Source organism: Hyphomicrobium denitrificans ATCC 51888 (assembly GCF_000143145.1).
In the GTDB taxonomy this organism is placed as follows: domain Bacteria; phylum Pseudomonadota; class Alphaproteobacteria; order Rhizobiales; family Hyphomicrobiaceae; genus Hyphomicrobium_B; species Hyphomicrobium_B denitrificans.
This window is the reverse complement of the sequence record NC_014313.1, coordinates 1,062,394-1,076,284: the sequence shown is the minus strand read 5'-3', so window position 1 is coordinate 1,076,284 and position 13,891 is coordinate 1,062,394. Positions and strand designations below refer to the sequence as shown.

The following is a 13,891-nucleotide window of genomic DNA, read 5'->3' as shown; positions in this document are numbered from 1 at the left end:
TTAAAAACCTTGGTTTAAAGTTTGATCTCGACGTCGACACCGGCGGCAAGGTCAAGCTTCATCAATGCGTCGACCGTCTGCGGCGTCGGATCGACGATGTCGAGGAGACGCTTGTGAGTCCGCATTTCGAACTGCTCACGGCTCTTCTTGTCGATGTGCGGCGAACGGTTGACCGTAAAACGCTCGATGCGGGTCGGCAGCGGAATCGGACCACGAACCTCAGCACCGGTGCGTTTAGCCGTATTCACGATCTCACGGGTCGATGCATCGAGAATGCGATGATCGAACGCCTTGAGCCGGATGCGGATGTTTTGGCCGTGCATTGCTTTGCTCCACTCTCCCCCTCCCCGCCGCGGTTACGGCGGGGAGAAGGAAAACCCCTACTCGATGATCTTCGTGACGACGCCGGCGCCAACCGTACGGCCGCCTTCGCGGATCGCGAAGCGCACCTTCTCTTCCATGGCGATCGGCGAGACGAGCTCAACGGTAACCGAGACGTTGTCGCCCGGCATGACCATTTCCGTGCCTTCGGCCAACTTGACGGTGCCCGTCACGTCGGTCGTGCGGAAGTAGAACTGCGGACGATAGTTCGTGAAGAACGGCGTATGACGGCCGCCTTCTTCCTTGTTCAGGATGTACGCCTCAGCCGTAAACTTCTTATGCGGCTTGACGGAGCCCGGCTTGCAGAGAACCTGGCCACGCTCGACAGCTTCCTTGTCGATGCCGCGCAGGAGGCAGCCCACGTTGTCGCCAGCCTCGCCCGAGTCGAGCAGCTTGCGGAACATTTCGACGCCCGTGACGACCGACTTCTGCGTGTCGCGGATGCCGACGATTTCGACTTCTTCGCCGACCTTGATGACACCGCGTTCGATACGGCCGGTGACGACGGTACCGCGACCCGAGATCGAGAACACGTCTTCGATCGGCATCAGGAACGGCTGATCCTTCGGACGCTCCGGGATCGGAATGAACGTATCCATCGCCTCATAGAGCTTGATGATGGCTTCGTCGGCGAGCGGGCCCTTCTCACCGTTCAGCGCCTTGACGGCGGCGCCGCGGATGACCGGGGTGTCGTCGCCCGGGAAGTTGTACTTCGAGAGAAGCTCACGAACTTCCATTTCGACGAGGTCGAGGAGCTCTTCGTCTTCGACGATGTCGCACTTGTTCAGGAACACGACGATCTTCGGCACGCCGACCTGGCGGGCGAGAAGAATGTGCTCACGCGTCTGGGGCATCGGGCCGTCAACGGCCGAGACGACGAGGATCGCGCCGTCCATCTGCGCAGCGCCCGTGATCATGTTCTTGACGTAGTCGGCGTGGCCTGGGCAGTCGACGTGTGCATAGTGACGGTTCGGCGTCGCGTATTCGACGTGCGACGTGGCGATCGTCAGAATCTTCGTCGGGTCGCGGCGACCCTGAGACTCGGATGCCTTCGCAACTTCGTCATACGCGATCGACGTCGACGTCCAGCCGCGATCGGCCGAAACCTTCGTCAACGCTGCGGTCAGCGTCGTCTTACCATGGTCGACGTGTCCAATCGTGCCGACGTTGCAGTGCGGCTTGTTCCGCTCAAATTTCGCTTTGGCCATCGTTGGCTCTCCTCAGTCTTCCTTACTCGGCCCCGGCTCTCACCGGAGATCTCTCAAAAACGTCTTTAGGCGTACTTTGCTTTAACCTCGTCCGCGACGTTACGCGGAACGTCCGCGTAATGTGCAAACTGCATCGTGTACTGCGCGCGACCGGTCGACATCGAACGCAGCGTATTGATGTAGCCGAACATGTTGGCGAGCGGGACATACGCACGGATGACCGTTGCGTTGCCGCGCATCTCCTGCGTGCGGATCTGACCGCGCCGCGAGTTGATGTCGCCGATGATACCGCCGACGAATTCGCCCGGCGACACGACTTCGACGTCCATGACGGGCTCGAGAATCTTGACGCCCGCCTTTTCGCAGCCTTCCTTCATGGCAGCGCGCGTCGCGATTTCGAATGCGATCGCGGACGAGTCCACTTCGTGGAACGCGCCGTCATAGAGGTTGACCTTCATGTCGACCATCGGGAAGCCGATCAGGATACCGTTGTCCCAGACCGACTTGACGCCCTTTTCGACGCCCGGAATGTATTCCTTCGGGATCGAACCGCCGACGATCGACGTCGAGAACTCGTTGCCTTTGCCGACTTCGTTCGGCTCGAGCTTCAGCTTGACGCGTGCGAACTGACCCGTACCGCCGGTCTGCTTCTTATGCGTGTAGTCGATCTCCGTCGGACGCGCGAGCGTTTCACGGTAAGCGACCTGCGGAGCGCCGGTCATCGCTTCGACGCCGTAGGTGCGCTTCAGGATATCGACCTTGATGTCGAGATGAAGTTCGCCCATGCCCTTCAGGATCGTCTCGCCCGACTCGGGGTGAACCGAGACGCGGAAGGACGGATCTTCGAGCGACATCGTATTGAGCGCGATAGCCATCTTCTCCTGATCGGCCTTCGTCTTCGGCTCGATCTTCATTTCGATGACGGGTTCCGGGAACTCCATCTTTTCGAGAATGACGGGCTTCGACGGATCGCAAAGCGTTTCGCCGGTGCGCGTGTCCTTCAGACCCTGCAGAGCGACGATGTCGCCCGCATAGGCTTCCTTGATTTCTTCGCGGTCGGCGGCATGCATCAGATACATGCGGCCGGCGCGCTCTTTCTTGTCACGCGAGGTGTTCGCGAGCGCCATGCCCTGCTCGAGCTTACCCGAGTAGATACGGCAGAACGTGATCGAGCCGACGTGCTCGAAGCTCATGATCTTGAAAGCGATCAGCGACAGCGGCTCGTTGTCGGACGGCTTGCGGAGAAGCTCGTTGCCGGTCTTCGGATCCGTGCCCTTGTAGGCTTCGCGATCGATCGGAGCCGGCAGGAAGTCGACAACCGCATCGAGGAGCGGCTGCACGCCTTTGTTCTTGAAAGCCGAACCGCAGTACATCGGATAGAAGACGCCCTTGACGGTCGCCTTGCGAACCAGCTTGCGCAGCGTGTCGGCGTCGGGCTCCTTGCCTTCGAGGAAGGCTTCGAGCGCAGCGTCGTCCATTTCGACGGCGGCTTCGATCATCGCGGCGCGATATTCGTTGGCCTTGTCGACGAGGTCTGCCGGGATTTCACCCTCGACCATCTTCGAGTCTTTGCCGTCGCCGTCCCAGATGATCGACTTCATCGTGATGAGATCGATGACGCCCTGGAAGTTCGACTCGGCACCGATCGGAATCTGCATCGGCACGGGACGCGCGCCGAGCTTCGCCTTGATGTCGTCGACGCACATGTAGAAGTCGGCGCCGGTCTTATCCATCTTGTTGGCGAAGATGATGCGCGGAACGTTGTACTTGTCGCCCTGACGCCAGACGGTTTCCGTCTGCGGCTCGACGCCCTGGTTCGAGTCGAGAACGCAAACCGCGCCATCCAGCACGCGCAGCGAACGCTCGACTTCGATCGTGAAGTCGACGTGGCCTGGGGTGTCGATGATGTTCAGGCGGCGCTTCTTGCCGTCGCGGCCGGTCCAGAAACAGGTCGTCGCAGCCGACGTGATCGTGATGCCGCGCTCGGCTTCCTGATCCATGAAGTCCATCGTCGAGGCGCCATCGTGCGTCTCGCCGATTTTGTAGTTACGGCCGGTGAAATAGAGGATTCGCTCGGTGGTCGTGGTTTTTCCAGCATCAATGTGCGCCATGATGCCGAAATTGCGATAATCCTCGATCGGGTACTGTCGGGCCATTGGGTGCCTCGAAAATCCTTAAAGGTCTGTCCTACCAGCGGTAGTGCGAGAAGGCGCGGTTGGCTTCCGCCATCTTGTGCGTGTCTTCCCGCTTCTTGACGGCGGTGCCGCGATTGTTTGCTGCGTCGAGCAATTCGCCCGAAAGCTTGTCGATCAGCGTCGACTCGTTGCGCGAACGTGCGGCAGCGATGAGCCAACGGATCGCGAGAGCCTGACGGCGCTCGTTACGAACTTCGACCGGCACCTGATACGTGGCGCCACCGACGCGGCGAGAACGAACCTCGACTGCCGGCATGACATTGTCGAGCGCCTGACGGAAGAGATCGAGCGGGTTCGCCTTGCCCTTCTGTTCCATCTTTTCGAACGCACCATAAACCATGCGCTCGGCAACCGACTTCTTACCATGTTCCATCACCGCGTTCATGAACTTGGTGACGACGAGGTCGTTGAACTTCGGATCCGGGATCACTTCCCGCTTTTGCGCCGCGTGACGACGAGACATTCTGACTGACCCTTCGCTTCAATTCTGCTTGTGGTGGGCCAGACAATCCGGCCCGAAACATCGGCCGCTTACTTCGGCCGCTTCGCACCGTATTTCGAACGCCGCTGACGGCGGGCTGCAACGCCCTGCGTATCGAGCACGCCGCGGACGATGTGATAGCGAACGCCCGGCAAGTCCTTCACGCGGCCGCCGCGGATGAGCACCACAGAGTGCTCCTGCAGGTTATGGCCTTCGCCCGGGATATAGCCGATGACTTCAAAGCCGTTGGTCAGCCGGATCTTGGCGACCTTACGAAGCGCCGAGTTCGGCTTCTTCGGCGTCGTCGTATAAACGCGCGTGCAGACGCCCCGCTTCTGCGGGCAGGCTTCCATGTGGCGCGACTTCTCGCGATAAACCGGCTTTACGCGCGGCTTGCGGATCAACTGTTGTATCGTCGGCATTCGCCCAATCCTGACCTCATGACCCATCCCCGATTGGGAATACGCCAAGCAAACCTGCCAGGTGCGAAGTCGCCCCTAGCATGAAAAAACCAGAGGATCGTGCCGCCCGTTCAGGTGGCAGATCATGGCCCGTCGATATGCTCTGCTTTATAAACGGGAGCGTTTAGGCCCAAAATGGCGCTAAGAGCGCCGGACGACCTACCACCTTCCGTGAGAGTGGGCGGAGCTATATATGCACCCGCAATATTGGTCAACAGCCCGGCCCGCATCGGAAGAGATTATTTTCGCCCGTTCATGCCGAAATGGGCAAATAGAGCTGCGACCGGTTGTCTGCCCGAAGAATTTAACGCCGTCACCGCAACGTAAATTTAAGCACGCGCTGCGCGACGGCTTTGATTCAGTCGCCTCGCGCTAAAAAAGAACGGCCGCCTCTTGAGGAGACGGCCGTTCAAACAATCAATCAGCTCGGATCGAAGCCGCGCATCACTCTGCGGCTTCTTCCTGCGGACGGCGGCGGCGGCGCGCTGCCGGACCTGACGTTCCGTCGGGCGAAGGCAGATTGCCCGACTTCGCCTTCTCCTTGGCGATCAGATCATCGCGCTGCGCCGCAACCTTGCGAAGCTGGCGCAGCATACCGCCCGTACCGGCCGGAATCAGACGGCCGACGATTACGTTTTCTTTCAGACCTTCGAGCGTATCCGACTTGCCGTTGACGGCGGCGTCGGTCAAGACGCGCGTCGTTTCCTGGAACGATGCTGCCGAGATGAAGGACCGCGTCTGCAGCGAGGCCTTGGTGATACCGAGCAGAACCGGCGTCGCCGTTGCAGCCCGCTTGCCGGCCTTCTGAGCCACGGCATTGACCTCGTCGAACTCGATCCTGTCGAGCTGCTCGCCCTTGATCAGTTCCGTCTCGCCGGCGTCGGTGACCTCGACCTTCTGCAGCATCTGGCGAACGATCACCTCGATGTGCTTGTCGTTGATCGTCACGCCCTGCAGACGATAGACGTCCTGGATCTCGTTGATCAGATAGTTCGCGAGTTCCTCGACGCCCTTGATCGCCAGGATGTCGTGCGGTGCCGGGTTGCCGTCGTAGACGAAATCGCCACGCTCGACGCGATCGCCGTGCTGGACAGCCAAGCTCTTGCCGCGCGGGATCAGGTATTCGACCGGCTCTGCCGACTCGTCGTCAGGCTTGATCGTGATGCGCTGCTTGTTCTTGTAGTCCTTGCCGAACTCGATCGTGCCCGAGATGTCCGCCAGGATCGCGTGATCCTTGGGACGTCGCGCTTCGAAGAGTTCCGCAACACGCGGCAGACCGCCCGTGATGTCGCCCGACTTCGCCGATGCCGTCGGAATACGCGCAAGCACGTCGCCCGCCTTCACTTCGGCGCCGCGATCGACCGAAAGCACGGCCTCGACCGACAGCAGATAGCGCGCATCGCCACCACGCGCGACCTTGATCGGCTTGCCCTTGGAGTCCTTGATCACGATCGCCGGCTTCAGCTCGGCGCCGCGCGGAGAGGCCCGCCAATCGACGATGACGCGGTTCGACGTACCCTTCATTTCGTCGGTCTGCTCGCGAACCGATGCACCTTCGATCAAATCCTCGAAGTCGACCGAGCCGTTGGCTTCCGATAGAATCGGACGGGTGTACGGGTCCCACTGCGCGATCTTGGTGCCGCGCTTCACGGTATCGCCTTCGTCGACGAAGATGCGGGCGCCGTAGGTGATCTTGTGCGTCGCGAGTTCCTTGCCGGACTGGTCGACGATGATCACCGACATGATGCGGCTCGTCGCGACGTTCTGGCCCTTCGAGTCCTTCGCGATGGCGCGGTTCTTGAGCTTCACCGTGCCGTTGAAGTTGGACTCGATGAACGACGAGTCGACGAGGTTCGCCGTGCCGCCGATATGGAACGTACGCATCGTGAGCTGCGTGCCGGGTTCACCGATCGACTGCGCGGCGATGACGCCGACAGCTTCACCGATGTTGACCGGCGTACCGCGCGCGAGGTCGCGGCCGTAGCACTTGGCGCAAACGCCGCTGATCGTTTCGCAAGTCAGCACCGAGCGGATGCGGACTTCCTGGATCTCGGCCTTGGCGATCGCCTCGGCATGGCGTTCCTCGATGAGTTCGCCATTGGCAACGATGACTTCGCCCGAAATCGGATGCTTGATGTCTTCCGCTGCCGTACGGCCGAGCACGCGCGCCGCGAGCGACACGATGACCTGACCGGCGTCGACGACGGCCTGCACGTTGATGCCGGCATCGGTTCCGCAATCGACTTCCGAGATGATCGCGTCCTGAGCGACGTCGACGAGGCGGCGGGTCAGGTATCCGGAGTTCGCCGTCTTCAAGGCGGTGTCGGCCAGACCCTTGCGGGCGCCGTGCGTCGAGTTGAAGTACTCGAGAACAGAGAGGCCTTCCTTGAAGTTCGAGATGATCGGCGTCTCGATGATTTCGCCCGAAGGCTTCGTCATCAGGCCGCGCATACCGGCGAGCTGCTTCATCTGCGCCGGCGAACCGCGCGCACCCGAGTGGCTCATCATGTAGACCGAGTTGATCGGCCGATCGCGGCCGGTCTTCGGATCTTTCTGAACCGCGGAGATGCGATCCATCATCTCTTTCGCGATCTGGTCGGTGCAGCGCGACCACGCGTCCACGACCTTGTTGTACTTCTCGAGCTGCGTGATCAGGCCGTCCTGATACTGTTGCTCAAAATCGCGAACTTCGACGTTGGTCTTCTCGACGATCTTTTCCTTGCTGTCCGGGATCTGCATGTCGTCCTTGCCGAACGAGATGCCGGCCTTGAACGCATGGTGGAAGCCCAGCGCCATGATGCGGTCGCAGAAGATCACCGTCTCTTTCTGACCGCAGTTGCGGTAGACGGCGTCGATCATGCCCGAGATGTTCTTCTTCGTCAGAAGCTGGTTGACGAGCGCGAACTTGACGCCCGGCATCTTCGGCAGGTTCTGAGCCAGAAGCAGGCGGCCCGGAGTCGTCTCGTGAATCTCGACGACCTCTTCGCCAGCCTCGTTCGTCGTGATGAAGCGGCCCTTGACCTTGGCGTGCAGCGACACGGCCTTGGCTTCGAGCGCGTGCTGCACTTCGTTGATCGAGCCTAACAGCATGCCTTCGCCAGGCTCGCTGTCACGCTGCATCGAAAGGTAGTACAGGCCGAGCACGATATCCTGCGACGGCACGATGATCGGCAATCCGTTTGCCGGATGCAGGATGTTGTTCGTCGACATCATCAGGACGCGCGCTTCGAGCTGCGCTTCGAGCGACAGCGGAACGTGCACGGCCATCTGGTCGCCGTCGAAGTCGGCGTTGAACGCGGCGCAGACCAGCGGGTGAAGCTGGATCGCCTTGCCTTCGATCAGTTGTGGCTCGAACGCCTGAATGCCGAGACGGTGCAGCGTCGGCGCACGGTTCAGCATCACCGGATGCTCGCGGATGACCTCGTCGAGAACGTCCCAGACTTCCGGCTTCTCTTTTTCGACGAGCTTCTTCGCCTGCTTCACCGTCGCCGCCTGACCGAGGGTCTGAAGGCGCGCATAGATGAACGGCTTGAACAGCTCGAGCGCCATCTTCTTCGGCAGGCCGCACTGGTGCAGCTTCAGTTCAGGACCGACCACGATGACCGAACGGCCGGAATAGTCGACGCGCTTGCCGAGCAGGTTCTGGCGGAAGCGGCCCTGCTTGCCCTTCAGCATGTCGGCGAGCGACTTCAGCGGACGCTTGTTGGCGCCTGTGATGACGCGGCCGCGGCGGCCGTTATCGAACAGCGCATCGACCGCTTCCTGAAGCATGCGCTTCTCGTTGCGGATGATGATGTCGGGCGCACGCAGTTCCATCAGCCGCTTCAGACGATTGTTGCGGTTGATGACGCGGCGATAAAGATCGTTGAGGTCCGACGTCGCGAAGCGGCCGCCGTCGAGCGGCACGAGCGGACGCAGCTCCGGCGGGATGACCGGAACCTGCGTCAGGATCATCCACTCCGGACGGTTGCCCGACTCCATGAACGCTTCGATGACCTTGAGGCGCTTGCCGAGCTTCTTGGGCTTCAGCTCGGTCGTCGCCTCAGCGATTTCCTGGCGGAGATCGACGGCGATCTTCGGCAGATCCATCGCCGACAGCAGCTCGCGGATCGCTTCCGCGCCGATGCCGGCCGTGAACGTATCGGAGCCGTACTCATCGATCGCCTGGTTGTACTGCTCTTCCGTCAGCAGCTGCTTTTCCTGGAACGGCGTCGTGCCCGGCTCAATGACGACGTAGTTCTCGAAATAGAGCACGCGCTCGAGATCCTTGAGCGCCATGTCCATGAGCAGGCCGATGCGCGACGGCAGCGACTTCAGGAACCAGATGTGCGCGACCGGCGCCGCAAGCTCGATGTGGCCCATGCGCTCGCGGCGAACCTTTGCGAGCGTCACCTCGACGCCGCACTTTTCGCAGATCAGGCCCTTGTACTTCATGCGCTTGTACTTGCCGCACAAGCATTCGTAGTCCTTGATCGGTCCGAAGATGCGCGCGCAGAACAGGCCGTCGCGCTCGGGCTTGAAGGTCCGGTAGTTGATCGTCTCGGGCTTCTTGATCTCGCCGTACGACCAGGAAAGGATATCCTCGGGCGAGGCGATCGAAATGCGGATCTGGTCGAAGGTCGGGATCGGAGCCTGCGATTTAAAGATATTGGTGATTTCGTTCATCGGCTGTCTCCTCGAGGGCTCAGCGGGGCAACGCCAAGCCCGTGGAATTTTCAGGCCCTCATCCCGCAGGACGGGAAGAGGGTTCGGGTAAGGGGCAGCAGCGTCGTCGCGTGAGGCTGCCCCTCACCCCGGTCCTCCCCCCGCATGCGGGGAGAGGTGGGATTGTGTTATTCGGCTGCCGGCGGCAGCTGTGCCTGAGGCGCTTCCGGTTCGGCTTCTTCCACTTCCGGAGGCTGCGCTTCGCTGTTGACGAGCTCGACGTTGAGGCCGAGCGCACGCATTTCCTTGACGAGCACGTTGAAGCTTTCCGGAACGCCGGCTTCGAAGGCATCGTCGCCGCGAACGATCGCTTCGTAGACCTTGGTACGGCCCGCGACGTCGTCCGACTTCACCGTCAGCATTTCCTGCAGCGTGTAGGCGGCACCGTACGCTTCGAGCGCCCAGACCTCCATTTCGCCGAAACGCTGACCGCCGAACTGCGCCTTGCCACCGAGCGGCTGCTGCGTGACGAGCGAGTACGGCCCGATCGAACGTGCGTGGATCTTGTCGTCGACAAGATGGTGCAGCTTCAGAACGTACTTGTAGCCGACGGTAACTTTCCGATCGAACGGCTCGCCGGAGCGACCGTCGAAGAGCGTCACCTGACCTGACGTGTCGAAACCTGCAAGCTGCAGCATCTCGACGATATCCTTTTCGCGCGCGCCATCGAACACCGGCGTCGCGATGGGAACACCATTGCGCAGGTTTTCGGCGATACCGACGAGTTCATCGTCCTTCATCGTCGGCTTGATCTCGTCGCCGTAGACCTTCGCCATTTGATCGCGCAACGCCTTCGCCTGCCCACTCTCGTGGAACTGATGCAATGCGTCGTCGATCAGGCGGCCGAGACCGCGGCAAGCCCAGCCCATGTGCGTTTCGAGGATCTGTCCGACGTTCATGCGGCTCGGCACGCCGAGCGGATTCAGAACGACGTCGACCGGCGTGCCGTCCTCGAGGAACGGCATGTCTTCCGACGGAACGATCATCGACACGACGCCCTTGTTGCCGTGACGGCCGGCCATCTTGTCGCCCGGCTGGATCTTGCGCTTCACGGCGACGAAGACTTTGACCATCTTCATGACGCCCGGAGGCAGCTCGTCGCCACGCTGCAGCTTGTCGACCTTGTCGGCGAAGCGCAGGCCGAGACCCTTCTTCGCGTCTTCGTACTGCTTCTGAATGGCTTCGACTTCAGCCTGCGCCTTTTCGTTCGCGAGACCGATTTCCCACCACTGGCTGCGCGGAATGTCGTCGAGGATCGCGGTGTCGATCGTGGTGCCCTTGCGAGCGCCCTTCGGACCCTTGGCGACTTCCTTGCCCATCAGCGCGTCTTTGAGACGTGCGTAGACGTTGCGGTCGAGAATCTGCAGCTCGTCGTCGCGGTCCTTGGCGAGGCGTTCGATTTCCTCGCGCTCGATCGCCATCGCACGCTCGTCTTTCTCGACGCCGTGACGGTTGAAGACGCGCACTTCGACGATCGTTCCGGCGACGCCCGGCGGCAGACGCAGCGACGTATCGCGAACGTCGGACGCCTTCTCGCCGAAGATGGCGCGGAGAAGCTTTTCTTCCGGCGTCATCGGGCTCTCGCCCTTCGGCGTGATCTTGCCGACGAGAATGTCGCCCGGATGCACTTCGGCGCCGATGTAGACGATGCCGGCTTCGTCAAGGTTCTTCAGCGCTTCTTCCGAGACGTTCGGAATATCGCGCGTGATTTCCTCAGGCCCGAGCTTCGTGTCGCGCGCCATCACCTCGAATTCCTCGATGTGAATCGAGGTGAACACGTCCTCCGAGACGACGCGCTCGTTCATCAGGATCGAGTCTTCGAAGTTGTAGCCCATCCACGGCATGAACGCGACGAGCACGTTCTTGCCGAGCGCCAGCTCGCCGAGTTCGGTCGACGGACCGTCGGCGATGATGTCGCCCGCATGCACATGGTCGCCGACGTTGATCAGCGGCCGCTGGTTGATGCAGGTGTTCTGGTTCGAGCGCTGGAACTTGCGCAGACGATAGATGTCGACGCCCGGCTTCGAGGGATCCTGCTCTTCCGTCGCGCGGATAACGATACGCGTCGCATCGACCTGATCGACGATGCCGGTCCGGCGCGCAGCGATCGCGGCGCCCGAGTCATGCGCGACGCGCTCTTCCATGCCGGTGCCGACCAGCGGCGCTTCCGCCTTGATCAGCGGCACGGCCTGACGCTGCATGTTCGAGCCCATCAGCGCGCGGTTGGCGTCGTCGTTCTCGAGGAACGGAATCAACGCCGCGGCGACCGACACGAGCTGCTTCGGCGACACGTCGATGTAATCGACCTTGTCCGTCGGGACGAGCGTCACGTCGCCGTTGTGGCGGATGGTGACGAGGTCTTCCGTCATCTTGCCTTTGGCGTCGATCTCGGCGTTCGCCTGCGCAACGTGATGGCGCATCTCTTCCATGGCGGAAAGATAGACGACCTCGTTCGTCACGCGGCCGTTGATGACCTTGCGATACGGGCTCTCGATGAAGCCGTACTTGTTGACGCGCGCGAACGTCGCGAGCGAGTTGATAAGGCCGATGTTCGGGCCTTCAGGCGTCTCGATCGGGCAGATGCGGCCGTAGTGCGTCGGATGCACGTCGCGGACTTCGAAGCCCGCGCGCTCACGCGTCAGACCGCCCGGTCCAAGTGCCGAAAGACGGCGCTTGTGGGTGATTTCCGACAGCGGGTTCGTCTGGTCCATGAACTGCGAAAGCTGCGAGGAACCGAAGAACTCGCGCACGGCAGCGGCGGCCGGCTTCGCGTTGATCAGATCCTGCGGCATCACTGTGTCGATATCGACCGACGACATGCGCTCCTTGATGGCGCGCTCCATGCGCAGCAGGCCGACGCGATACTGATTTTCCATCAGCTCGCCGACCGAACGCACACGGCGGTTGCCGAGATGGTCGATGTCGTCGATCTCGCCCTTGCCGTCGCGGAGATCGACAAGCGTCTTCACGACCGCAAGGATGTCTTCCCTGCGGAGCACGCGCATCGTGTCCGGCGCGTCGAGTTCGAGGCGCATGTTCATCTTCACCCGGCCAACCGCCGAGAGGTCGAACCGCTCCGGGTCGAAGAACAGGCCGTGGAACAGCGCGGTCGCCGCTTCGATCGTCGGCGGCTCGCCCGGGCGCATGACCCGGTAGATGTCCATCAGCGCTTCCTGCTGATTGGCGTTCTTGTCGATGTTCAGCGTATTGCGGATGAACGCGCCGACGTTGACGTAGTCGATGTCGAGGATATGGAATTCCTTGACCTTCTGCTCCTTGAGTTCGGCGAGCAGGTTGGCGTCGAGCTCATCGCCCGCTTCCGCGAAGATCTTGCCGGTCTCGAGATCGACGATGTCTTCCGCGATGAAGCGCCCGGCGAGATCTTCCGCCGAGATCAGGATTTCCTTGACGCCGCTTTCGGCAAGCTCACGCGCACGCCGCGCCGTGATCTTCTCACCCTGGCGCGCGATGACTTCGCCCGTCTTCGCATCGGCGATGTCCGACTGCGGTGTGATGCCCCGGAACTTCTCCGGAATGTACGGCATCTTCCAGCCGCGCTTCGATTCCTTGATCGGGATGTGCTTGTAGAAGTGCGCGAGGATCTGCTCGTCGTCGAGGCCCAGCGCATACAGCATCGTCGTCACCGGCAGTTTGCGGCGACGGTCGATGCGCACGTAGACGATATCCTTGGCGTCGAACTCGAAGTCGAGCCACGAACCGCGATACGGAATGATGCGAGCCGCGAACAACAGCTTGCCGGACGAGTGCGTCTTGCCGCGATCGTGGTCGAAGAAGACGCCCGGCGACCGGTGCATCTGCGAGACGATCACGCGCTCGGTGCCGTTGATGATGAAGGTGCCGTTCAGCGTCATGAGCGGCATGTCGCCCATGTAGACGTCCTGCTCCTTGACGTCCTTGATCGACTTGGAGCCCGTCTCTTCGTTGATATCAAACACGATGAGGCGCAGCTTCACCTTGAGCGGCGCCGCATACGTCATGTCGCGCTGCATGCACTCGTCGGTGTCGAACTTCGGCGGTTCGAACTCATAGCTGACAAATTCGAGGGTCGACTTGCCGGCGAAATCCGAAATCGGAAACACGCCCTTGAAAACCGACTGCAAGCCGAAATCATCCGACCTGCCGCCCGGAGGTTCCTTGACCATCAGAAAGTCGTCATAGGATGCTTTCTGAACCTCAATGAGATTCGGCATCTCAGCGACTTCGCCGATCGAACCAAACTGCTTGCGGAGGCGTTTGCGGCTTGTGAGGGTTTGAGCCATGTCGGTCCCTTCGTGCTCTCGTATGCGGGGGAGGCCCCGCGATCCAATTTTCGGCCGTCGAGCACCCCAAACTGACGGGGGCGCTCCTGAAACGGTTCACCGGAAGGCCCTTTTCGAGGTTGCTCGAACCTCAGGCCCTCCGGAAAACCGTTCTTCATTTGCGCCTTCCGACTCTCGATCC

General features: G+C 61.3%; 7 protein-coding genes. All 7 read right to left on the bottom strand.

Annotation, left to right across the window (positions count from 1 at the left end; translation table 11 throughout):
* Positions 1-14: 14 nt before the first annotated feature.
* Positions 15-323 carry a 30S ribosomal protein S10 gene (rpsJ, locus tag HDEN_RS05015; protein WP_013215045.1) on the bottom strand — a complete coding sequence of 103 codons (309 nt, stop codon included), beginning with the start codon at positions 321-323 and terminating at the stop codon, positions 15-17.
* Positions 324-380: 57 nt separating this feature from the next.
* A complete protein-coding gene (gene tuf / locus HDEN_RS05010; protein ID WP_013215044.1) occupies positions 381-1,589 on the bottom strand; it encodes an elongation factor Tu in 1,209 nt (402 codons plus the stop codon).
* A 65-nt stretch (positions 1,590-1,654) separates the two neighbouring features.
* The gene (fusA, locus tag HDEN_RS05005) at positions 1,655-3,745 is read right to left on the bottom strand and encodes an elongation factor G (RefSeq protein WP_013215043.1); all 2,091 of its coding nucleotides are present in this window, start codon (positions 3,743-3,745) and stop codon (positions 1,655-1,657) included.
* Positions 3,746-3,776: 31 nt separating this feature from the next.
* Positions 3,777-4,247, bottom strand: a complete 471-nt coding sequence (gene rpsG, locus HDEN_RS05000) for a 30S ribosomal protein S7 (protein ID WP_013215042.1) — start codon at positions 4,245-4,247, stop codon at positions 3,777-3,779.
* Positions 4,248-4,315: 68 nt separating this feature from the next.
* Positions 4,316-4,687, bottom strand: a complete 372-nt coding sequence (gene rpsL / locus HDEN_RS04995; RefSeq protein WP_013215041.1) for a 30S ribosomal protein S12 — start codon at positions 4,685-4,687, stop codon at positions 4,316-4,318.
* Positions 4,688-5,170: 483 nt separating this feature from the next.
* Complete coding sequence (gene rpoC / locus HDEN_RS04990) at positions 5,171-9,391, bottom strand: DNA-directed RNA polymerase subunit beta' (protein WP_013215040.1); 4,221 nt, start codon at positions 9,389-9,391, stop codon at positions 5,171-5,173.
* A gap of 167 nt (positions 9,392-9,558) precedes the next feature.
* Positions 9,559-13,710: a DNA-directed RNA polymerase subunit beta gene (gene rpoB, locus HDEN_RS04985; protein WP_013215039.1), complete on the bottom strand. Its 4,152-nt coding sequence runs from the start codon at positions 13,708-13,710 to the stop codon at positions 9,559-9,561.
* Positions 13,711-13,891 lie beyond the last annotated feature (181 nt).